This is a genomic window from Exiguobacterium sp. SH0S1 (genome assembly GCF_004337165.1).
In the GTDB taxonomy this organism is placed as follows: domain Bacteria; phylum Bacillota; class Bacilli; order Exiguobacteriales; family Exiguobacteriaceae; genus Exiguobacterium; species Exiguobacterium aurantiacum_A.
In genome coordinates, this window is sequence record NZ_SJVC01000001.1 from 1,312,559 (window position 1) to 1,332,357 (window position 19,799).

Annotated in this window: 27 protein-coding genes and 1 pseudogene; 11 read left to right on the forward strand and 17 right to left on the reverse strand. The window is 51.1% G+C overall.

Annotation, left to right across the window (positions count from 1 at the left end; translation table 11 throughout):
* Positions 1–74 precede the first annotated feature (74 nt).
* From EVJ20_RS06665 to EVJ20_RS06695, 7 genes are all read left to right on the forward strand, one after another.
* Positions 75–1,790, forward strand: a complete 1,716-nt coding sequence (locus tag EVJ20_RS06665; RefSeq protein WP_236636170.1) for a hypothetical protein — start codon at positions 75–77, stop codon at positions 1,788–1,790.
* A 9-nt stretch (positions 1,791–1,799) separates the two neighbouring features.
* A complete protein-coding gene (locus tag EVJ20_RS06670) occupies positions 1,800–2,090 on the forward strand; it encodes an EscU/YscU/HrcU family type III secretion system export apparatus switch protein (RefSeq protein WP_071397988.1) in 291 nt (96 codons plus the stop codon).
* The gene (locus tag EVJ20_RS06675) at positions 2,087–2,467 is read left to right on the forward strand and encodes a flagellar export chaperone FliS (RefSeq protein ID WP_131507357.1); all 381 of its coding nucleotides are present in this window, start codon (positions 2,087–2,089) and stop codon (positions 2,465–2,467) included. The genes EVJ20_RS06670 and EVJ20_RS06675 overlap by 4 nt, the downstream gene beginning before the upstream one ends.
* Positions 2,451–3,353: a flagellin N-terminal helical domain-containing protein gene (locus tag EVJ20_RS06680; RefSeq protein ID WP_131507359.1), complete on the forward strand. Its 903-nt coding sequence runs from the start codon at positions 2,451–2,453 to the stop codon at positions 3,351–3,353. The genes EVJ20_RS06675 and EVJ20_RS06680 overlap by 17 nt, the downstream gene beginning before the upstream one ends.
* 22 nt (positions 3,354–3,375) lie before the next feature.
* The gene (locus EVJ20_RS06685; protein WP_016508634.1) at positions 3,376–3,819 is read left to right on the forward strand and encodes a YaaR family protein; all 444 of its coding nucleotides are present in this window, start codon (positions 3,376–3,378) and stop codon (positions 3,817–3,819) included.
* A gap of 8 nt (positions 3,820–3,827) precedes the next feature.
* Complete coding sequence (locus EVJ20_RS06690; RefSeq protein WP_131507361.1) at positions 3,828–4,493, forward strand: DUF2225 domain-containing protein; 666 nt, start codon at positions 3,828–3,830, stop codon at positions 4,491–4,493.
* A gap of 74 nt (positions 4,494–4,567) precedes the next feature.
* Complete coding sequence (locus EVJ20_RS06695; protein ID WP_131507363.1) at positions 4,568–5,068, forward strand: DUF1572 family protein; 501 nt, start codon at positions 4,568–4,570, stop codon at positions 5,066–5,068.
* Between the two features lie 31 nt (positions 5,069–5,099).
* Here the strand turns inward: EVJ20_RS06695 and EVJ20_RS06700 are convergent, their stop codons facing one another.
* The gene (locus EVJ20_RS06700) at positions 5,100–5,738 is read right to left on the reverse strand and encodes a DUF4352 domain-containing protein (protein ID WP_131507365.1); all 639 of its coding nucleotides are present in this window, start codon (positions 5,736–5,738) and stop codon (positions 5,100–5,102) included.
* Between the two features lie 152 nt (positions 5,739–5,890).
* Positions 5,891–6,076, reverse strand: coding sequence for a hypothetical protein (locus EVJ20_RS06705; protein ID WP_131441372.1), 186 nt, complete (start codon positions 6,074–6,076; stop codon positions 5,891–5,893).
* A gap of 158 nt (positions 6,077–6,234) precedes the next feature.
* Here EVJ20_RS06705 and EVJ20_RS06710 point away from each other — a divergent pair, with 158 nt between their 5' ends.
* The gene (locus tag EVJ20_RS06710) at positions 6,235–6,618 is read left to right on the forward strand and encodes a DUF3021 family protein (RefSeq protein ID WP_131507367.1); all 384 of its coding nucleotides are present in this window, start codon (positions 6,235–6,237) and stop codon (positions 6,616–6,618) included.
* Positions 6,619–6,652: 34 nt separating this feature from the next.
* Here the strand turns inward: EVJ20_RS06710 and EVJ20_RS06715 are convergent, their stop codons facing one another.
* From EVJ20_RS06715 to EVJ20_RS06735, 5 genes are all read right to left on the reverse strand, one after another.
* Complete coding sequence (locus EVJ20_RS06715) at positions 6,653–7,006, reverse strand: flagellar protein FliT (RefSeq protein WP_131507369.1); 354 nt, start codon at positions 7,004–7,006, stop codon at positions 6,653–6,655.
* The gene (gene fliS, locus EVJ20_RS06720; RefSeq protein WP_114165847.1) at positions 7,003–7,377 is read right to left on the reverse strand and encodes a flagellar export chaperone FliS; all 375 of its coding nucleotides are present in this window, start codon (positions 7,375–7,377) and stop codon (positions 7,003–7,005) included. The genes EVJ20_RS06715 and fliS overlap by 4 nt, the downstream gene beginning before the upstream one ends.
* A 14-nt stretch (positions 7,378–7,391) precedes the next feature.
* Entirely contained in the window at positions 7,392–9,077 is a 1,686-nt protein-coding gene (fliD, locus tag EVJ20_RS06725) for a flagellar filament capping protein FliD (protein WP_131507371.1), read from the reverse strand.
* 12 nt (positions 9,078–9,089) lie between these two features.
* The gene (locus tag EVJ20_RS06730; protein WP_131507373.1) at positions 9,090–9,446 is read right to left on the reverse strand and encodes a flagellar protein FlaG; all 357 of its coding nucleotides are present in this window, start codon (positions 9,444–9,446) and stop codon (positions 9,090–9,092) included.
* Between the two features lie 68 nt (positions 9,447–9,514).
* Positions 9,515–9,730, reverse strand: coding sequence for a hypothetical protein (locus EVJ20_RS06735; protein WP_131507375.1), 216 nt, complete (start codon positions 9,728–9,730; stop codon positions 9,515–9,517).
* Positions 9,731–9,831: 101 nt separating this feature from the next.
* Here EVJ20_RS06735 and EVJ20_RS06740 point away from each other — a divergent pair, with 101 nt between their 5' ends.
* Together EVJ20_RS06740 and EVJ20_RS15210 are read left to right on the forward strand one after the other, a co-directional pair.
* Positions 9,832–10,020 (forward strand): hypothetical protein, encoded by a 189-nt coding sequence (locus EVJ20_RS06740; RefSeq protein ID WP_131507377.1) that lies wholly within the window; start codon positions 9,832–9,834, stop codon positions 10,018–10,020.
* 4 nt (positions 10,021–10,024) lie between these two features.
* Positions 10,025–10,714 (forward strand): endonuclease, encoded by a 690-nt coding sequence (locus EVJ20_RS15210; RefSeq protein WP_201740012.1) that lies wholly within the window; start codon positions 10,025–10,027, stop codon positions 10,712–10,714.
* A gap of 90 nt (positions 10,715–10,804) precedes the next feature.
* On the opposite strand, the gene EVJ20_RS06750 is transcribed toward EVJ20_RS15210, so the two are convergent.
* The 10 genes and pseudogenes from EVJ20_RS06750 to EVJ20_RS06790 form a co-directional block, all read right to left on the reverse strand.
* A complete protein-coding gene (locus EVJ20_RS06750) occupies positions 10,805–12,139 on the reverse strand; it encodes a flagellin N-terminal helical domain-containing protein (RefSeq protein ID WP_131507381.1) in 1,335 nt (444 codons plus the stop codon).
* 235 nt (positions 12,140–12,374) lie between these two features.
* A pseudogene (arcC, locus tag EVJ20_RS06755) lies at positions 12,375–13,307 on the reverse strand (carbamate kinase).
* Complete coding sequence (locus EVJ20_RS06760) at positions 13,300–13,542, reverse strand: hypothetical protein (protein WP_131507383.1); 243 nt, start codon at positions 13,540–13,542, stop codon at positions 13,300–13,302. Before EVJ20_RS06760 ends, arcC begins: the two are co-directional and overlap by 8 nt.
* A 25-nt stretch (positions 13,543–13,567) precedes the next feature.
* Positions 13,568–13,696, reverse strand: a complete 129-nt coding sequence (locus EVJ20_RS15340; RefSeq protein WP_268887651.1) for a hypothetical protein — start codon at positions 13,694–13,696, stop codon at positions 13,568–13,570.
* Between the two features lie 60 nt (positions 13,697–13,756).
* Positions 13,757–15,046: a methyl-accepting chemotaxis protein gene (locus EVJ20_RS06765; protein WP_131507385.1), complete on the reverse strand. Its 1,290-nt coding sequence runs from the start codon at positions 15,044–15,046 to the stop codon at positions 13,757–13,759.
* 188 nt (positions 15,047–15,234) lie between these two features.
* Positions 15,235–15,666 carry a hypothetical protein gene (locus EVJ20_RS06770; protein ID WP_131507387.1) on the reverse strand — a complete coding sequence of 144 codons (432 nt, stop codon included), beginning with the start codon at positions 15,664–15,666 and terminating at the stop codon, positions 15,235–15,237.
* Between the two features lie 239 nt (positions 15,667–15,905).
* Entirely contained in the window at positions 15,906–16,229 is a 324-nt protein-coding gene (locus EVJ20_RS06775; protein ID WP_131507389.1) for a hypothetical protein, read from the reverse strand.
* A 94-nt stretch (positions 16,230–16,323) separates the two neighbouring features.
* On the reverse strand, positions 16,324–17,496 hold the full coding sequence (tnpB, locus tag EVJ20_RS06780; RefSeq protein WP_131507391.1) for an IS200/IS605 family element RNA-guided endonuclease TnpB: 1,173 nt from the start codon (positions 17,494–17,496) through the stop codon (positions 16,324–16,326).
* Positions 17,497–17,598: 102 nt separating this feature from the next.
* Entirely contained in the window at positions 17,599–18,453 is an 855-nt protein-coding gene (locus tag EVJ20_RS06785; RefSeq protein WP_131507393.1) for a GNAT family N-acetyltransferase, read from the reverse strand.
* Between the two features lie 58 nt (positions 18,454–18,511).
* Complete coding sequence (locus tag EVJ20_RS06790) at positions 18,512–18,997, reverse strand: hypothetical protein (RefSeq protein ID WP_236634178.1); 486 nt, start codon at positions 18,995–18,997, stop codon at positions 18,512–18,514.
* A gap of 158 nt (positions 18,998–19,155) precedes the next feature.
* On the opposite strand from EVJ20_RS06790, the gene EVJ20_RS06795 reads away from it, so the two are divergent.
* Complete coding sequence (locus EVJ20_RS06795) at positions 19,156–19,650, forward strand: hypothetical protein (RefSeq protein ID WP_016509305.1); 495 nt, start codon at positions 19,156–19,158, stop codon at positions 19,648–19,650.
* The last annotated feature ends 149 nt before the right edge of the window (positions 19,651–19,799 follow it).

The following is a 19,799-nucleotide window of genomic DNA, read 5'->3' on the forward strand; positions in this document are numbered from 1 at the left end:
ACGGGAGGTTTTTTTATGGTCTTTTTGCTTCACTTTTTGAAAAAGAGGTCGATATATTGGTCGAGGTGACAACAATGCAAATCCAAGCGCAACTCGCTACAACCGTAGCCGCGAACGCGGGTGTCCAGATGAACCGCGTCTATAAAGCTGAAATCGTCAAACAGACCGGTCCTGACACGGCCATCGTCAAGGTCGGCGGCGAACAAGTCGAGGTCACGTTCAAAGACGGGCTGCCGAAGACGAACCCGTTCCAACTAACGCTCGTCGAAGAGGACGGGGTGTTGCTCGGGACCGTCGTCGTGAAACCGGAAACGGAGACGACGGACGCACCTGTTCAAGGGACAAAACCCGAGACGAAAGTCGATACGAAAATTCAAGCGTTGCTCGCATCGCTCCCGCCCGAAGTACGGAGCGCCGTCAGCCGCTTGATCCAATCGGGACGCCTGCCGCTGAACGAGGACACGGTCCGCTTGCTCGAGACCGTCTTCAAAGGCGACATGCGCGACGCCGTCTTGTTCTTGCGCACGATGGACGCACCCGTCGTCAAACCGGACGTCGCCCGTGACATCGCGGTCGCTTCATTAGATGAAGCGAAACGTCAACTGAAGGTGCCGGCACCGGACGCGCCGTACCCGCAAAAAGAGCGCTACGTCGAACTCGTCAACTTGTCGCGCCCAACCGCAGAACGTGTCACACCGACACCGGAGACGGTCGACCGGCTGATCAAAGAACTCCCGGCCGCACCATCCGCCCGTCCCGAACCGAGGGAAGCCTTGCCACCCGTAGGCGGACGTCAAGTCGTGGTCAAGGAAGTGACGACGCATCTCGCTGCCGTGACGAACACGTTCCGCGCAGAACAGGCGACCGTGACGAAACAGCTCGGACAAGTCGCGGCGCTCGTCGAATCGAAGCCGCATTTGGCCCGCCCCGCCCTCGAGACGGTCGGGACACGTCTGACGCAGCTCATCCAAAAGACGGACGCGCTGTTACATACCGACGCTAGGCAAGAGAAAGCGCTCGTCGCGATGACGGCGAAGCTCGACGTCGCCTTGTCACTGTTATCGACGAAGCCTGCCGAGAGTGCCGTCCTCATCAAAGACGTGCGCACAGCGTTGAACGAGTTCCGTTACGTGCCGAACCAGGTCCGCGTCGAATACATCCCGCATGGCGCCACTCGTGCCGGTGAGGTCCACGTGACACCGCTCCGCCTTGACGCCAACCTGTCGGGCCGCCACGTCCAAGAGACGGCGCAGCGCGTCCAGACCGCTTCACAACAGGCGCAAGCGCAAACGTCACAAGCCGTTCAGGCATCGGCCTTGTCGATTCGTTCCGAAGCGGCGTCACCGGAAGCAGCGCGCCTCGCCTCGTTCTTCCAAGTCCAACAGACGATCAACCGGCTCGACGGCGGGCAGCTCCATCAGCTCCTGCTCGCCCTGCCGGCGAAGGTCCAGGAGATCGACACCGGCATCCACGTCCACATCCAAAACCGGGAAGCCGGCGACGTCGTCGATTGGGAGAACAGTGTCCTCTACATCCGGCTCGAGACACCTCGCTTAGGCGAGATCGGCGTGAAAGTCGAAGCACTCGACCGCAACCTCCGGCTCACGCTCGAACATGATGACCCGACGGTCGAACGGATCGCGCGACCGCTGCTCGGAAAGATCGAGACGACGCTCGAAGCGATCGGCTACCGGAGCGTGACGACCCAGTTCCGCCCGCTGACGAAAGCCGAGAAAGTCGAAGTCGAACCAGAGCGCACGCAGACGACCGGCTATGACTTTAGAATCTAGGAGGCCCTTATGTATCAACGCATGGATTTGACGAAACGTAAGACGGCCGCCGTCGTCCGTTATGACGAGACGACCGACCGGGCCCCGATCATCGTTGCCCGCGGCACAGGTGCCGTCGCCGACAAGATTTTGGAAGAGGCACGCTCGCGCGGTGTGGCCATCGAGCACGACCATTCGCTCCTCGGCCACCTGCTCGACCTTGACCTCGGGGATGCCATCCCGCCGGAACTATATGACGTCATGGCCGAAGTGTTGCTTTTAATAGAAGAACTTGACTCGATCAAAGGAGAACAATCATGAATTCGAACCGATTATATGAAATGAGCCCGGAGGAGTTGACGCAAGCGATGCTCCACGCGCTCACCTACCATTACGAGACCGCGCTGACAGCGACAATCGCCGAGCGCAACCGCCATCTGCGCCAAGCGCGCGAGCTGCTCGTCAAGCTGCATCAAGGGCTTCATGACGGCGGCGGCATCATCTCGGCCCAGCTCGATGAATTGTATTTGTATATGGCGAAAGGCAGCCTCGAGGCGCTGATCGAACAAGACTTAGGTAAAATCCAAGAGCTCCATTCGCTCGCGACCGACTTAGAGATGACGTGGGACCAGGCCATCGCGAACGCCCGGCTTCAACCCGCACACGTAGGAGGAAACCGTTATGAAAATTACCAATAACATTCAAGCCTTGAAAGCCTATACGTCGTTATCGCTCAACCAGACGACGATGAAGAAGACGATGGACCGCCTCTCGAGCGGTGTTCGCATCAACAAGGCGTCGGACGACGCGGCCGGCCTCGCCATCTCCGAGAAGATGCGGATGCGCCTCGACTCGTTGTCGATGGCCGAGCGCAACACGCTCGACGGCATCTCGCTCACCCAGACGCTCGAGGGCGGCATGAACGAGACGCACTCGCTCCTGCAGCGCATGCGCGAGCTGTCGGTTCAAGCGGCGAACGGGACGTTGAGCCCGGACGACACGAAAGCCGTCCAAGAAGAGATCAACGCGCTCACAGAAGAAGTGACGCGTATCGCCGAGACGACCGATTTCAACTCGAAGAAGATTATGAACGGTGAATATACCGCGCTCAAATCGTCAATCTTCTTCCAGCTCGGTGCCAGCAGCGGTGAAGGCGTCGTCGTCAACGTCGAAGATATGCGGGCCCACGCGCTTAGCATTACATCCCCAACGTTGGGCGGCGGCGCTCTAGGCGCGGTCGACCATGACAATGACACGACAACACCGGATAAAACGTACTACGCGCTCAGCGTACTTACTCCAGAAAAAGCTGGAGAAGCGATCGCCAAGTTCGACGCCGCCATCAACAAAGTCTCCCTCGAACGCTCGAAGCTCGGTGCCATCCAAAACCGTTTAGAAGCGAACATCGGCGTCGTCACGATCGGTGCCGAGAACTTGACCGCGTCCGAGTCACGCATCCGTGACGCCGATATGGCCCGCGAGATGATGGACTTCGCCCGCCTCAACATCTTGAACCAGTCCGGCATGGCGATGATCGCCCAGTCGAACGCGTTGCCGCAAGGCGTGTTACAATTGTTGAACTAACTTACAGAAAGGACGAGGCCTTATGGACATTCGTCGAATTATGGAGACCCAGTCGCTTCACGGCGCGGGCAAAGCCAAGCGTCCTGACGCGGAACCTGGCGTCTCGTTCCAGAACGTGATTGGACAAAAACGCGAAGACCGCGAATACGAGCGCTTCCAGCGCCAGATCGCGGCCATTCACGATCAAGGTGAGCTCCTCGCCGAGAGCCAGACGGTCGAGTCGCTCACCGAATATAAACGATTGATTAAAGACTTTATGAAAGACGCCGTTGACGCGGCGCTCAGCCTCGAAGACAAACGCGGGTTCAACCGCCGGGGCCGAGCCAAGATCTATAAGATCGTCGAGCAGGTCGACCAGAAACTGCTCGCACTGACGGACCAGGTCATCTCGGGGGAAGCGTCACGTCTGTCGCTCCTCGACCAAGTCGGTGAGATTCGCGGATTGCTCGTCAACGTGTACGTGTGAGGTGACGTATGGCTGAACATTTGTTTTCGAAGAAAGTGAAATGCCCGTACTGTTTGAAGGAAAGCGTGACGCCGCGCATCTTGTCGCGCCATATCCGGCCGCAAGAAGTCGCGAAGGACGGCTATACGACGTATGACGGCGAGAACCCGTACTTGTATGAGCCGGTCGTCTGTAGCCACTGCCACCTCGTCTTCCACGACTCGTTCGATAAAGTCCGGAAAAACAACCGCGAGGCGCTCGAGACGAACTATTTGTCCCGGATCAACCCGGAGACGCTCGAAGGTGACCGCACGCCCGAGCACGTCATCCAACTGTACAAGTTCGCCGTCATGACAGCACAGCTGAGCGGACAGAAGCCGTCGGTCATTGCCATGCTCGGGATGCGTCTCGTCTGGATGAACCGCTTGATCGGGAACGGGGCGGCCGAGAAGGAATGGATGCAACGGACGCTCGACAAGTACAATGAGGTGCAGGAAGTGTATACCGACCAAGTCCGGACCGGCCTGCCGTACGATCAGCTCATGCTGCGGATCGCTGACTTGTCGGCCGCCCTCGGGTTGTATGAGGACGCCCGACGTTGGTACGGGATCTTGCTCGGCAGTAAGGAAGTGTCAGAACGAATCCGGACGCAAGCGAAGGATCATTGGGAAGACTTTCGGGCTGAGCACGCCTAGACGGACAGGATAACCTGTTCGTCTTTTCTTGATTTCGGGTATGGGAGAGAGACACTACATAAGGGGGAAATGACATGTTTGAACAACGTTACGTGACAGAAGTGCGCAGCATCTTTCAAGAACAGAAACAGCTCGCAGAAAGCGCGCTCAATCAAGTGAGCGACGACGACTTGCACCGGGTGCTCGCACCGGACACACTCTCGCTCGCCGTCATCGTGCAACACATCTCGAACAATATGTTATCACGCTGGACCGACTTCTTGACGACAGATGGGGAGAAACCGGACCGGAACCGCGACGCCGAGTTCGAGGACCAACAGTTGTCTCGCACCGAGCTCATGGCGACGTGGGACAAGCGTTGGCAACTGCTTGATGACGTCTTGGCGAGCCTGACACCCGACGACATCGGCAAGACCGTCTACATTCGCGGCGAGGAGAAGAGCGTCATCTGGGCGATTGAGAAGCAAGTGTCGCACTACAGCTATCACGTCGGCCAAATCGTCTACTTAGCGAAAATATTCGCCGGCGAGAACTGGAACGTGTTGACGATTCCATTGCCGCATCAACGTAAATAAGAGAAAGCGCATCGTCGCGATGCGCTTTCTCTTATTTGGTGACATCGATCTTGTATTCATACGACTCCTCGGCCAACTTCTCATAATCCGTGTTTGTTGGTCCACCGACGATGAACCGGACTTCCGTCAACTCTTCCGGCATCGCGTCCGCCATGAACATGACATTCCCTTCCTTTTTCACTTTTCCGAGGAAGTCCCCGCCGACGTCATCCGAGAACCAAAGATCGGCATCAATCTGTTCACCCGTGTTCGTGACGAGCGTGCCTTGGTCCGGATAGAAGTGAATCGTGTCATCGACCGTATTCTCGGCAGTGACGTTCACGACGACGAGCGTCACTTCGTCTTTCCCGTCGAACATATCAAGATACTCTTCCGCGACGTTCAGACGAGACGTCTGGACTTTATTGACGTTGAACTTGACCGAGCCCATCGTCTCGTTCATCGTTAACTCGGTGTTCTTCATGTGAATCGTGTTCGTGCCGATTTCACTGTCATATACTTCAGCGTCTTCCGTGGTAACCGCTTCTTCTTGTTCTTCCGCTTCCGTTTCTTTGACGTCCTCGACTTGTTCTGTCGGTGCCGTACTCGAGGCAGGCTCAGTTTCTTCCCCACAGCCGACGAGCAGCGCGAGTGGTAAGGCAAATAGGAATCCGTATCGTTTCATGTTCATTCAAAATCTCTCCTTTTAAGTTGACGAGTTGTGGTTGATACAACGAGCATAACGGATTCATCCGCCTGACCTTGCTAATAAAAAGTAACAGGTCCATACCCCATCACAATAAAAAACAAGGCTCGCAATTGAGCCTTGTTTGGTCTTGACATCTATCCTCGAGCTTTTAAGTCTTCTTCTTCATACGGGTCAGGATTGTCCTCGATTGGTGCGTCGTCCTCAACGTACGCCTCGAGTTTCGGGTCCCGTTCCACGTATTCATCGTACGCCCCTTCTGGACCGTAGACGAAGTAACGACGATCTTTCGATGACTTAGGCTTTACCTTTTTCTCACTCATCTCGTTTCCCTCCCCTTTCCAGAACAGAAGCAACGGGTATAGTGGTATTTACCCGATATTACAACAAAACAGACGTGTTTGCATCTTCGTCATTTGTTGAAACATTTATGTGCCTCTTTCCGTATGAGTAGGAACGACAACACGAAGGGTCTGGACGTATGTTATTCAAAACAGGATTGATTCGAGGCAGTGTACTGCTTGCAGGCTTTCTCACCCTTGCCCTATGGCAGAACTTGGACGGCGACGACAGTGTGGCTCGTAGTTTGCTGTTTTATGGAGTCATCGCCTTTTTCCTCGGACTGACGAGCGTCATCTACCAAATCCACGATTGGAGCTTCTCGAAACAGATTCTCGCCCATTATGGCGCGATGCATGTCACCATACTACCGACTGCCTTGTTGAGCGGCTTCTATTCATTGAACTCGTTCCAAGATGTACTGCACGTCTACATACAGTTCAATTTGACAGGGCTCCTCTTATTTGCCACGACATTTTTCATCTCAAAATTTTCAAGAAATCGAAAACCTATCAAAACAGACTGAACACAAAACGAGCCTGGGGCATCCCCAAGCTCGTTTATGTCTGCTGGTCGAATAGTCCAGAAAAGTTCGAGTCGACGTCCTCGTACGGGTCGACGTACGACTTGACCGTCTTCCGTTCTTGCCGCGTCGTCCCGAGCGTCATCCCGAGTCGCTGATGCTCGGCTTCGATCAACCGGGCAATCTTTTGACTGTCGTCGACGAGCTGACGGATGACCATCTGATCGGCCGCTTCTAAGTCTGGGCCATGCGCCGATAGCAATTGCTCGCGGTCGTCGAGCAGTTCGTGGATTTGGTCCATCCACGTGTCGTACGTGGGTTCTTCTGGCACTTGCGCCAGCAAGTCTTTCAGCCGTTGCGTCTTGAGAATGATCTCATCGATCGGCCTCATCCTTGCTTCGCGAGTTTCATCGCTTCCTTCCACGTATCGCGGAGTTCGGTCGTGAAGTCGAGCACTTCGTCGAGGATCGTCGTATCGTTCTTGACGTTCGCGTCGACAAGTCGGCGCCATAAGTACTCGTAGAGCGAGTCCAAGTTCGCCGAGATGGCGATGTCTTTATTTAAAGTGAGGCGTAACTCTTGGAAGATGGCTTGCGTCTTTTGGATGTTCGTATTTTTCAAGTCAGGATTCCCTTGCTCGAGCGCGAGTTTGGCGAGGCGCGTGAACTTGAGCGCTCCGTCATACAGCATGAGCGTCAGTTCCTGTGGGTTCGCAGTCGTGACCGCGTTGTTTTGATATGCTGCATATGGGTTGGCTACCATTTAAATTCCTCCTCTTACATTCCGCCGCCTAGAAACTGTTGCAGTGATGCTGCTTGCGAGTTCGCTTGGTTCATCGCCGTCTCCATCGCCGTGAAGCGACGGTAGTAGGCGTTCTCTTTATTGACGAGTAAATCATTTAAGCGCTTGATGCGCGCATCGATGGCTGTCATTTCTTTCCCCATCGAGTGGGACTGTGATCCGGATCCGTCAGCGCCGGCAATTCGGGTGATCGTCTCCCGAGAGTCCGTTGCCGCGTCGCGAAGCTGTGGAAGTAATCCAGTTTCAGCATCCGTGAATAGATTGTATACTTGCTCAGGATCTTTTTCGATGGCGGCTTTCAGTTTTTCTGCATCGATTTCAATCTTTCCGCCATTCATATTATCTCTTCCTGTCGATATACCGATTTGGAATAAGAAATCCATCTCTTTCTCGACCGTCGCCGATGTCGTACTCGACCATTTCGAGCGGAGGGTATCCATGCCACTACGAAGGATTGAATCCCCGCGTAACATCCCACTCATTGCTTTCTCTTCCCATTTCTTAATTTCGTCTTCAGATAGTTCATCACGTTGGGCTTTTGTCAGTGGCGTAAATGAGCGGAACTTATCTTCTCGGACTTTTTTATTCATCAGGTCGATTGTCTCGTTATATTTGTCGACAAAGCCTTTAATATTGTCGAAGATCTTTTGCGTGTCGGTTGCAGCCGAGAGGGTAACGGGCGTCGGGTTACTAGCCACCTTGAATTCAGCTTTCAACGTGATTGTCATATTGTCGATGGTAACGGTGTTTGAGCTTTGTTTCATGTCGATTCCGTTTACAATAAATTCTGCGTCTTTCCCCGTTACAGGAAGCGCCGTGTCTAAAATTCGGAATGTCTCTTTTGTCGTTGCATCAAATTCAATGATTTCATTTTTGCCAGTTTGTTTTTGGGTAATCGACATCTTTCCTGAAACTGGTTCAAAGAAAGCAGAGACACCCGTATCTTTTCCGTTTAACGCTGACACGAGTTGGTCCATCGTCGCATCTTCTGCTACTTTAATTGTCTTGAAATCACCGACAGTACTTGTTCGAATCTGGATTTGATAGCCTGATTTGTACGTAGCTGTCGTACCTGCTGGAATGTCAGATCCATCGTTCATCGTCAATTTTCCGGTTGTTCCATTATACGTGTACAAGTCTGTGGTAATCGTGTCACCGGTAGCCGTTTTTAAAGCAACGCTTTCCGCGACTTTTGGTTTAGGTGTAATCGCCCATTCCTTTGTTGCAGTATCTAATTTAATTTCTTGTGTGGCAGGTTGTAGATCCATATCTGCTACTTTTGTCGTTTTCGTAACATTCATTCCATTTTTATCTTTTGGAAGTACTACTTGAGTGGCAGCAGTCGCCAACTGTTCAACCGATGTGATTTGTATCGCTGTATTGCCACTTGACGGTCCGGCCACGACCGAAACGCGTGATTCATCGGATGAGCTAGACGTCTTCGCATAAAAGTTTCGGCTGAACGAAAGATCGACGGCACTATTACGGAGCGTCATGAGCGAACGGTTGATTTCACGGTAGGCGTCGCGTTTCCACTCAGTCGTTTGCTTTTTCTGTTCGAGCTTGTCGACAGGTGCCCGTTCGACTTGCATCAACTGTTTAATAATTGTATCGGTATCAATTCCACTGGCGAGACCGCCAAATCGGATTGGTGATGTCATAGTTATCCTCCTTTAGACACGTTCATCGAATAAATGATTGAACTCCATGAACGCCGCAAAGAAGTCGAGTGACTTCTTGCTTGGAATCTCGCGGATGACTTCGTTGTTCGCATCCACGATTTGAATATAGTAGTCGTTCAATTTCTCGTGTTTCATAAATTTAAGACCGGTACGTTGTTGCTCCAAAACTTGATTCGCCTTCTCGACGGCCGCCTCTAACTTGGTGACGTGTTGAGGCGTCGGTAAAATAACGATGCCTTCATTGGCGAGACGAGCATGATTCGCTTCGACAAACACATTTTTCGTTTGTTCATACGGCAATACGGAAGAAGGTAGGTGAAGCCGGACTTCAGAGATGGTCGGGTTCATAAGCTTCTGCTCCTCTTATAGTTGTTCTCATGGACTATATCGGTTTATCTCAAATGTTTTTGCAGTTTTTAGTGAAAAGAGTCATCATTCTTTGATTCTAAATAAATTAATTGCTGTTTTAATTCTTGGAACAATCGGTCAAGGTTCAGGCGTTTTGATTGATCGACTTCAATCGCTTCAATCGCAAGCATACGCATCGCGTATAAAATTTCTTCTTTTTGCTCAAGCAATCGTTGATCGGCTTTAACCTTCTCTAATAATCGAATAGCTTCTTCTCGATTCATAAACCTTCACCCTCTCTCTTTTTCTATATCGGTCAACGGGATAAAAGTTGTAGGAACGGGAAAAGGAAGTTGGTGAGATTAATCGTAAAGGGGCGAGTATCGTGAAGTGGGATGATTTAACTGTATTTGAGAAGAGTTTATTGTTAGGGACGTTGCTTGGAGATGGGACAATTGCTCGTACAAAAGCAAAACAGATCCCAAAGAAGGGATTACAGTACCGTGAACATTTTTCGGTGAAACAAATCGAGTATCGGGAATGGAAGTTAAAAATCGCACCTCGCATTTTTTAGCGGTATTAAAGTTCGATCTACCGGTACAAGCGCTGAACTGTATTCAGAGAGAGACGAACTGTTCACATGGATCTGGGAGAAATGTTACATCGATTGCAAAAAACATATTCCCGTTCACTTGCTAGAAGACTGTACTCATCCTCTCTTCTTACTCGCACTATATTTGGATGACGGTAGTCTGTCGCTGACCAAATCAACTCGCTCTAAATTAAATCAGGTCATCATCACTCCTCACATTTACATTTACTTATACTTACAAGCATTCTATCCAGAAGAATTAGAGCAGTTGAGCGAATTTATTGCTCGGACGTTTAATCATCATTTTGTCTTGAGTCGTCGATCCGATGGGCACTTCTTTACGCTCCGCATACAAAAGACAGAAGAGGCAATCCGGTTCTTAAATGACTTCTCACCTTATGCTTATGCGCTTCCATCAATGCGAAAGAAATTAGATTGGGACTATCAACTAAAGTTAGAACGAGAGAATCACCCCGAGATGAACGCCATTTCCTCCAAAGCAAAATATGATTACACGGAAGATGAGATCAAATTCATCATTCAAGCGAAACAAGAGGAAATGACTGACGCCAATATCGCAAAGGAATTGAATCGATCATATTGGTCGGTCGTCTATAAGTGGCAGGATATTAAGAAAAATCATTTGAAAGAGACAGCTGCAGTCTATGTTTATTAAACAAAAAGACCCGTCCCTCGATATACGAGAGACGGGTTTCGTTTTGTAACTGTACCTTGTGAGTACTGATTAAAAAGTTGAAGAAAAATCTTAACGAAGAAGTTGGAGAACCGCTTGCGGCTGCTGATTTGCCTGTGACATCATAGCTTGTGCAGCTTGGTTAAGAATGTTGTTCTTCGTGAAGTTCATCATTTCTTTCGCCATGTCAACGTCACGGATACGTGATTCAGCTGCTTGAAGGTTCTCAGCACCAACGCTCAAGTTGTTGATTGTGTGCTCGAGACGGTTTTGGTAAGCACCTAACTTTGAACGTTCTGACGATACAGTATCGATTGCTTGTTGAATTGTTGTTACGCTTGTTTGTGCAGTAGCAGAATCTGTTACTTTAACATCAGAAACCTTTAGAGCTTCAGCACGCATATCACTAATTCCAATATTCATTGTTTGACCTTCGTTTGCCCCGATTGCTAGTGCAAGAGTACCATTAGAGGCTACTGTGATTGTGTGGTTTGCCGCCAGTGTAGCATGTGCTTCGGAAATTTGAAGTTGTAAACCTTTTGCATTGCCACTTTCAACTGTAATTGTGTTTCCTTGAGCAGAATATGTCCCTGCTCCTGTAATAGTTGCATCAGCACCTGTGCTAGTCGCAATTGTTCCGACGGCTGCAGCATTTGACGTAAGCTTAGAAGCACTACCTACTGAATTCGAAGTCAAAGTCAAATCAGCTGCAGTTGCAGTTGCCACTACACCAATTCCTGCTTTATTAATTGTCTCAAGAACGTCTTTACTAGAAGTTCCTGATGCAAAGTTAAATTCCACACCATTAACTTTTAAGTTTACTGCCGCAGTTGTGGCTCCTGCTGTAAATGCTCCAGTACGAGTAGCCGTAGCAGCTGTTGCAACTGTAGTATCAGTAATTGTTAAAGTTGCTCCTTGTTTTGTATCTCCACTTCCACCAACGATTTTAACACCAGTAAGGGCTGTACCAACCGTACCCGAAACATTCGCACCACCGTTGATCAATTTTTTCGTGTTAAATTCTGTTGTATTCCCAATTCGATCAATTTCAGCTACTAACTGATCCATTTCTTTTTGTACTTGACCTCTATCGTTAGCATTTAATGTGTCGTTTGATCCTTGAACACCTAGTTCACGCATACGTTGTAAAATAGAGTGTGTTTCGTTTAACGCGCCTTCAGCCGTTTGAATAAGCGAAATCCCATCTTGTGAGTTACGTGTCGCTTGATCTAGACCGCGAATTTGTCCGCGCATTTTTTCAGAGATTGCAAGACCAGCTGCGTCGTCACCAGCACGGTTGATGCGAAGACCTGAAGATAATTTCTCCATCGCTTTACCCGTTTGTGATGTGTTGAATGACATATTGCGATGTGCGTTCATTGCGTTCATGTTGTTGTTAATAATCATTGTAATTTCCCTCCATAGGTTTAAGTTTTTTCCGCTCTTCCAAATCCTTTTGTCCGAGCATACAAGGTTTAGGCCGGCCCCTCACCTTGTATTAGTTGGCAACGTTTTTGCGTTTCCATACTCTATATCGGAGTCATCTCGATTCTGTTTAGTCTTTTTCAAAAAAAGTTACACGTTTTGACTACTTCTCTTCAAATTGCATAGAAAAAGCGACCCATCACTGGGCCGCTCCTCTTCACTTCACAGCTGTTCTAGCTTTATCCACAAACTTCGTCCCTGTCTTTCCATGAATCGCTTCACCGGCTCGCTCGAGCGAAGTGATGATTGCTTCGCGTCCGAAACGAGATGTCACGAAAGCGAGTGCCGCTTCCACTTTCGGTAACATGCTCCCCTCTGGGAACTGACCGTCCTCGATATAACGGCGTGCTTCATCGACCGATATTCGGTCCAAGCCCAGCTGCGACGGCTTCCCAAAATCGACCGCAACTTGATCGACGGCTGTCAAGATGAATAAGATGTCGACGTCAAGTTCGCGTGCCAGTAGTTCACTCACCCAGTCTTTATCGATGACCGCATCGACCCCGACGAGTCGTCCCTCTTGTTCAATGACCGGAATATCGCCTCTCCCGCCAGCGATAACGATATGACCAGCCGCAACGAGTGTTCGAATCACCTCGATTCCCACAATTTCTAGCGGTTCAGGCGATGGGATGACGCGTCGGTACCCACGTCCAGCGTCCTCGACAAAGACCATTCCTCGTTTCTCAAACCGACCCATCTTTCTAATAAAACTGCCCGATCGGCTTCGTTGGATTGGAGAAGGCGGGATCTTCTGCGGCGACGACGGTCTGCGTCACAATCGAGGCGACTGCTTTGTCTATATTTCGCTGATGTAACTCTTCGCGAAGCGCTTGCTGCAAATGATACCCGATGTACCCTTGGCTCATCGCCACGGCTTCTGCCATCGGGACGTCCGGAAGCTGATCAGCTTCGTCGAACGCCTGATGAATCATTCCGACTTGAGGACCGTTCCCGTTCGCGACGATGACCCCGTGCCCCGCTTCAATCAAATCGACGATCGAGCTCGCCGCTTCCTGGACCAGTTCAAGCTACTGGCCGGGTTGTTACCGAGCGCGTTCTCGCCTAATACAATCAGTACGTTAGACATGGCTGACCTCCTCTGAATAGGCTTTTAACGCTTTTATGAAACAATCGAGCGGCGGATGGACGATGCCGACCCCGATGACAGCACCTTGCATCGGTCCGTAAATATACGCCCCAATCGGTAAGATGCGACCATTTCGGGGCGCCGATTCAATCATTGGGCGGGACTTGCCGACCGTGAACGCGTCGTCCCCGAAGTCGACGCGCGTATGGCCCGTACTCGTTAAGATATCCATCATGTTTTTTTCTGTCCATTTCGTGACGTTAAGCGTGAACGAGATGATTTGCCCCCTTAAAATCGACAGCGCTTCGGTTCATCCCGTTTCGACCGGCGATGACGGTCGCCCCAGCATACGCCGGTAGTGACAGGACTGCTTCCACATCAATTTTCACGAGACATCCCTCCACCTGGTAGTGTAGCAAAAAAACGACCCATCACTGGGCCGCTCCTCCTTACACTTCCACCTTCACTTGCTCCGTCTCGTTCTGCAAACTCTCGGCAACACGGACGAGCTCCGTCATTGCACCGTTCACTTCGCCGAGACTCGCCGCTTGCTGGCTCGCAGCCGACGTGACTTCTGTCGCGTAGCGTGACGCTTCTTCGACCATCCCGACGATACCGGCCGAGTTTGTGACGACTGAGTCGATCTGACCGCGTGACTCGTCAAGCAACGCATCGACCGAATGGACGTGGCTGTACACTTCGTTCGCCGAACTGTGGATCGTCGCGAACGCGCCGCCCGCTTTCTCGACGAGCCCGACACCCGTCTCGACTTCCGCTTTCACGTTCGCCATCGATGACGACGTGTCACCAACCAAACGTTTGACGTCGACAATCAAATCGGTGATCTCTTGCGTCGAGTTCGCCGTCTGTTCGGCGAGCTTTTTGACTTCGGCCGCGACGACCGCGAAACCGCGTCCGTGCTCACCGGCCCGCGCTGCTTCAATCGATGCGTTCAAGGCAAGCAAGTTCGTCTGCGCCGAGATGTCACTGATGACGTCCGTGATGCGTGAGATCTCACCTGTCTTCTCCGTCAATTGACTATTGAGTGTCGACGACTGTTCGACTTTCCCAGCGATCGCATGCATCGCGTCGACTGACGTCGAAGCAAGACCTTTCCCGCTCTCGGCTTCTTGTTGCATCTCACTCGCCGATTCGAGCGCCGAGCCCATCTCTTTACGGATGTTCTCCATCGTCCGGGCGACGGCACCGAGGAGATCCATCGAGCTGTATGTCGCGCTGACATTATCCTCAAGCATCTTGTTCAAGGAGTTCATCGCCGAGCGGATGCTCTCGCCGGCCGTGTTGCCTTCTTGGACCGCTGCCGCGATCTCTTGCGCCGAGCCCGTCAATTGGTCCGCCGTGTAGCGCATGTTCGTCCCTTGTTCCCGCAAGTGTTCGACCATGTTATCCATCGACAGAAGCAGACGTCCCATCTCCGAGCGGTCGCTCGTCGTCTCACTCGCGAACACGACCGTCAAGTCGCCGTTTCCGACCTCGACCGCCTTGTCTGACGCTAATTCGATCGCTTTAAGCGGGCGACGGGCGATCAAGTAAATGACGCCCCCACCTAGTACTGAAATGAGCAAGGCCACCGCTGTCCCGACGAGCATGACCTGCCCCTTAGCTAGTTCGAGCTCAGTCAATTGAAGCGTGATGAACCCGACCGCCCCGCCTGTAATGAACGATGTGACCAAGATCCAGGCGAGCAGTTGAGTCGTAAAGTTTTTAAATACTTTCACTATGAGTTCCTCCTCTGTGTAATTCATCACCTACTATATCGTCCACTTGGAAGCTTTTGTATAGCGTTTTCACTTGAAGTTTTGGTCAATGAAAAAACGCCCTCATTGGAGAAGGGCAAGGAAAAAGGAGGATTGTTCGGTCAGCATCGAGATTTTTCAGTAGCCTAGCTGCTCTCTTGGTCTTTTGTTTAGGCGCCGATGATCAGCAAGACACGTCCTTCTTCTAACGCGAGTGATTTGATGTTTCCGACTTTCACTTTTTGTAGTAGCCCCATTGTGCTCAAATCGAGCGTAAGCGTACGTGCGTCATAGGCGATATAAGGCGGGTGATTCAAAAACTTGTCATTTAATAGCTCGTTATCAGAAGGTTCAACTTTGACGACGTTAAAAACGATTTTTCGTCCGTGGATTTCTTTTGGTACAACTGTCAGTTTCACACGCACCTCTTTTGAGAAAAATGCGATTCCCACTTTTTTAGTCCCGCTTAATATCAATTGTCCATTCGTGACTTCAACTGTGACATTCGATAGCTCAGAGATTTTAGGTTGGAGAAATGATTGAAGCATAGACGCCTCGATCGGAATGGTCACCGCTAGATTGTTCATTAAGTTTTTAAACACGTCATCGACCCCTATTTCCATTTATGTACTTGAATAATTTAATTATACCTATATTTTACAAATGCTCTATCGCTATTTCAGATATACGGTCAATAAGAAAAGACCAAGCTGTGAGCAAGGCCACTGAAAACTTCAAGTTCCGATTTCTTCGGGCCGATGCTGTACGCCATCCCTGTCAAGGAAAAAAGGATGATTGTTCCGACTCGTGTCAGAACAATCACCCTTGGAGAGCGTCTTCGTCAAAACGGTTCATTGTCTTTTTTCATACGTACCTGTTCACGGGTCGTCGTGAGCGCATCGATCGCAAGAGCGATCGCCGCCACCCAGTGCAACATCATGCCAACGAACGGGATGAAGCCGAGCACCGACGCCGTGATCCCGACGATTGGGCCGAACGAGACTTTGTTCAGCCGCGATACCGACAGGATCAACACGACGATGTGAAACACGAGCATGAATCCGAGCGGTGAATAACCCATACTGATGATGAACAGTCCACCGAGCACCGGGATGCCGAGCAATGCCTCGAACGCGGCACCTAACCATTTTAAATTACGAACCATTTTCTCACCTCACAGTTCTATTGAACTACCCCCACCTGCGCTTTGCTGAGAGGTGGGGATTCCTGAGTTATCCGACCTAACGGCCGAAACCTTATCAGGCTAACCCCGTCGTCCCGACGGTTGAAGAAGCCAAAATACGCTCGGCCTCTTGTTTGAGATTCAGTCCTGCGTTCACATCGCGGTCGTGATGGATCCCGCAACTCGGGCATTTCCACTCACGTAAGCCAAGATGCTTCACGTCTTTATGTTGATGACCGCAACTTGAACAGAGTTGACTCGAGGCGAAGGTCTTCCCGACCTTCACGACGGTTTTCCCGTACCAGTCGGCCTTATATTCGAGCATGCGGAAGAACTCAGACCAACTAACCTCGGAGATGGACTTGCTCAACTTGCGGTTCTTCTGCATGTTCTTCACCTGCAAGGTCTCGATTCCAATGACGTCGTGGTTTTTGACGATCTCGGTCGATACCTTGTGCAGGAAGTCGGTCCGCTTATTGGCGATTTTCTCGTGGATACGAGCGACCTTCTGCTTTTGTTTTTGATAGTTCTTTGCCTCGGACAGCTTTACTTTCTTGTTCATGGCGATGAGCTGACGACGTGACAACTTGCGTTGTTCGCGCGCCAGTTTCTTCTCGAGAGTGCGGAAGTAGCGAGCGTTCTTGTACACCGTGCTGTCCGACAGAATGGCGAAGTTCTTGAGCCCCACGTCGACGCCGACAGATGAGCGGGTCTTCGGCAGTTCGTTAATCTCCTGCTCGGCGAGCAGGGAGACGAAATACTTCCCTGAAGCGTTGCGTCGGATCGTGGCGTTCAAGATGCGTCCTTCGACTTGTTTCGAGTTCGCAAAGCGAACCCACTTCAGCTTGGGAAGTTTAAGCCGATTTCCGATGATCGAGACCTCAGGGAGTTGAGACTTGCCTTGGATGTTCGTCTTGTAGGATTGAACAGGGTTACGCTTTGACTTGAATCGAGGTCGTTCGTTCTGTTTCTTGAAGAAACGGTCATACGCATCGGCTAGATGCTTGACGCTAGTTTGCACAGAAGTGCTATCTACTTCCTTCAACCAGTCAAACTCTCGCTTCAGCAAAGGGATTTCTTTAGAACAAGAGCTATAAGACAATCCTTTGCCTGTCGCTTTATAGGTTTCATCCCACTTCGCTAAGAAGTGATTGAAGACGAAGCGCGAACAACCGATTGTCTTCGCGATCAGGATTTCCTGCTCTTTTGTCGGATATATTCTGAATTTGTAAGCCTTATGTTTCAACATGATGTTCACCTCCTTTAAAGGTATTATATCTTAAAGGAGGGTTGGCGATTCATCTCCCACTTTCATTAGAGCGTCGCCCTTATCGTTTAGAGAGCTTCGCCCTTATCGTTTAGAAGTGAGAGTATTCTCGACTAGTTCTAGTAAGTAAAACTCATAGCCGCCGTTCTCTGCGAATCCGGCCCGCTTGTAGATCTCGAGCGCGGCCTTGTTCTCGGTCTCGACGTCGAGCTCGAGCTTCGTGCGGCCCATGCGGAACAGTTGTTGGACCATCTGCTTCAACATCTTCGTGCCGTAGCCCTGACCCTGATCACTCGCCCGCACACCGAACGCGTGGATGCTCGCGGCATCGTCTCCAGAGAGAAGCGCGCGGATGACACCGACGGGACGGCCTTCAACTTCACCGATGTACGTCACCCGGTCCGGCGTGTCGATTTGACTATAAATATTCTCGGTCACGTCGACCGGGTCACCGAACGCCTCACTGAGCGTCTCGATGATGACAGGACGGTCGGCGTCGGTCGCCTCACGGAGCGACACCTCGTTCGGTTTCAAGAACAGCTCGGCCTTCTTCAAAACGAGGTTGTACTCCGAGAACTGATACGCCGCTTGAATGTGGTCGACGACCGCCTTACCCGACTTCGACTTGCGGTCGATGACGAACGTGAACGCCTCGCAACCGTTCTCTTTCGCGTCGCGTTTCGCCGCATCTAGGAGCGCCGTGAAGACGCCTTGCTTGCGGTAGTCCGGATGCACGAGCGCATTGACCTCATACTCGTTCGGGAGATACGGGAACAACATCAAATAACCGATCAACTGTTCACCGTCATAGACGGCGTAGTCGTTCTGTCCGACCGCGACGTGACCGATTTTCACGTCGATCGCGTCATGCGCGTTGACCGCTCCTTCGAGCGCTGTTACATGTTCTGCCTGTCTTGCTTCTTCTACTGTCCAATTCATACGAATCACCTCAACTGTATTGTAGCATAATCGAAAAAGCCCGCCGAAGCGGGCTGACTCATAGCGTGCGGAACTCGAGCTCTGGGAGCGTCTCGAGTAACTCCGCGATCTCATCCGTATGCGCCTCAGCGCCTGGGACGGCCTCGGTCGGTTCGACCCAGAAGAACGTCTTGTCGCTCGCGCCGAGATAGTTGCCGTAACCGATTTCGGTCGCGAACGCCTCTTCCGAGAGCTCACGGTCGATCAAGTCAAGGTGGAACAACAGTTGGTCATCCCCCTCCTCGACGTTATAGTAGAGGTCGAACGTGCCGTAGCTATTTTTATCGCCGATATCGACGACGTCTTGTGCTTTCTCGATATAGACGTCACCGCGTTCGATCGCCTCGGCGATCTTCGATGGGAGAATGATCTCGTAGCCGAGGTCGCGGTCACGGATCGTCTGTGACGTATCATCGGTTCGTCCGCGTGACGAGACGACACCGACCGTTGCGACGAGGGCACCTGTCACGCCAAGCGCGACGGCCCATTTTACTGTTTTATTCATGTTGAACTCACTCCTCTTTGATGACTGCCATGAGACGATTATCGCACAAAACATCACCAAATCATTAAATATTCTGAAAAAACTTTTTAGGATGCGTTGACGCCCGTCCGCCAATCCCATACGATGAAGATATCGTATTATAGAAAAGAGGAACTGACATGTCAAACGAATCCCAATTGTCGCGCGCACAGCTCGACGCGCTCTTAAAAAACGTCTTCGCCCTGCAAATCCCGGTCATCGAAAAATTCATGACGGATCTGTTTAAAAAATACGTCTCGACGGCGTCAACGTTCAAGCAAGACATGGACACGATGAAAGCGAGCGAGTGGCACCAACAATTCTTCGGTCAGAAGGCGATGCCGCACTTGTTCATCGAGAACCTTGGCTTCGGCGCTTCGTTCCGTCACCAGGAACAAGAAAAAGTCGTCAAGATCCCGGACAACATGACGGTCGTCAAACCGGACTCGGACAACCAGATCGAGGAGATTCTCCAAAACCTCGATAAGACGCTCGCGTCGATGGAAGTCAAAAACAAAGGACTCGTCAAAAAGTTCTATAAAGAGACGCTCGAACTCATCTGTCAGCTCGGCAGCCGTACCGGCATGATGGACGAGTTTTATGAGCAGGTCAAAGGCAGTTTGACGAAATCTTGATAAAACATCCACGTCCGCGGACGAGGGCACTGAAAAACCTCCGCTCTATCCGAGCGTGAACAGAAAAAAGGGCGATTGGACCGACTCAAGTCGGGACAATCGCTCTTTTTCCTTGCCCTTATCCTGTTTTTTCTTTTGAGAGGGTGATG

Bases quoted from the DNA above. Each gene is read 5' to 3' on its own strand.
- EVJ20_RS06665 (WP_236636170.1), top strand. From the start codon at position 75: ATGCAAATCCAAGCGCAACTCGCTACAACCGTAGCCGCGAACGCGGGT.
- EVJ20_RS06670 (WP_071397988.1), top strand. From the start codon at position 1,800: ATGTATCAACGCATGGATTTGACGAAACGTAAGACGGCCGCCGTCGTC.
- EVJ20_RS06675 (WP_131507357.1), top strand. From the start codon at position 2,087: ATGAATTCGAACCGATTATATGAAATGAGCCCGGAGGAGTTGACGCAA.
- EVJ20_RS06680 (WP_131507359.1), top strand. From the start codon at position 2,451: ATGAAAATTACCAATAACATTCAAGCCTTGAAAGCCTATACGTCGTTA.
- EVJ20_RS06685 (WP_016508634.1), top strand. From the start codon at position 3,376: ATGGACATTCGTCGAATTATGGAGACCCAGTCGCTTCACGGCGCGGGC.
- EVJ20_RS06690 (WP_131507361.1), top strand. From the start codon at position 3,828: ATGGCTGAACATTTGTTTTCGAAGAAAGTGAAATGCCCGTACTGTTTG.
- EVJ20_RS06695 (WP_131507363.1), top strand. From the start codon at position 4,568: ATGTTTGAACAACGTTACGTGACAGAAGTGCGCAGCATCTTTCAAGAA.
- EVJ20_RS06700 (WP_131507365.1), bottom strand. From the start codon at position 5,738: ATGAACATGAAACGATACGGATTCCTATTTGCCTTACCACTCGCGCTG.
- EVJ20_RS06705 (WP_131441372.1), bottom strand. From the start codon at position 6,076: ATGAGTGAGAAAAAGGTAAAGCCTAAGTCATCGAAAGATCGTCGTTAC.
- EVJ20_RS06710 (WP_131507367.1), top strand. From the start codon at position 6,235: ATGTTATTCAAAACAGGATTGATTCGAGGCAGTGTACTGCTTGCAGGC.
- EVJ20_RS06715 (WP_131507369.1), bottom strand. From the start codon at position 7,006: ATGAGGCCGATCGATGAGATCATTCTCAAGACGCAACGGCTGAAAGAC.
- fliS (WP_114165847.1), bottom strand. From the start codon at position 7,377: ATGGTAGCCAACCCATATGCAGCATATCAAAACAACGCGGTCACGACT.
- fliD (WP_131507371.1), bottom strand. From the start codon at position 9,077: ATGACATCACCAATCCGATTTGGCGGTCTCGCCAGTGGAATTGATACC.
- EVJ20_RS06730 (WP_131507373.1), bottom strand. From the start codon at position 9,446: ATGAACCCGACCATCTCTGAAGTCCGGCTTCACCTACCTTCTTCCGTA.
- EVJ20_RS06735 (WP_131507375.1), bottom strand. From the start codon at position 9,730: ATGAATCGAGAAGAAGCTATTCGATTATTAGAGAAGGTTAAAGCCGAT.
- EVJ20_RS06750 (WP_131507381.1), bottom strand. From the start codon at position 12,139: ATGATTATTAACAACAACATGAACGCAATGAACGCACATCGCAATATG.
- EVJ20_RS06760 (WP_131507383.1), bottom strand. From the start codon at position 13,542: ATGATGGATATCTTAACGAGTACGGGCCATACGCGCGTCGACTTCGGG.
- EVJ20_RS06775 (WP_131507389.1), bottom strand. From the start codon at position 16,229: ATGGTTCGTAATTTAAAATGGTTAGGTGCCGCGTTCGAGGCATTGCTC.
- tnpB (WP_131507391.1), bottom strand. From the start codon at position 17,496: ATGTTGAAACATAAGGCTTACAAATTCAGAATATATCCGACAAAAGAG.
- EVJ20_RS06785 (WP_131507393.1), bottom strand. From the start codon at position 18,453: ATGAATTGGACAGTAGAAGAAGCAAGACAGGCAGAACATGTAACAGCG.
- EVJ20_RS06790 (WP_236634178.1), bottom strand. From the start codon at position 18,997: ATGAATAAAACAGTAAAATGGGCCGTCGCGCTTGGCGTGACAGGTGCC.
- EVJ20_RS06795 (WP_016509305.1), top strand. From the start codon at position 19,156: ATGTCAAACGAATCCCAATTGTCGCGCGCACAGCTCGACGCGCTCTTA.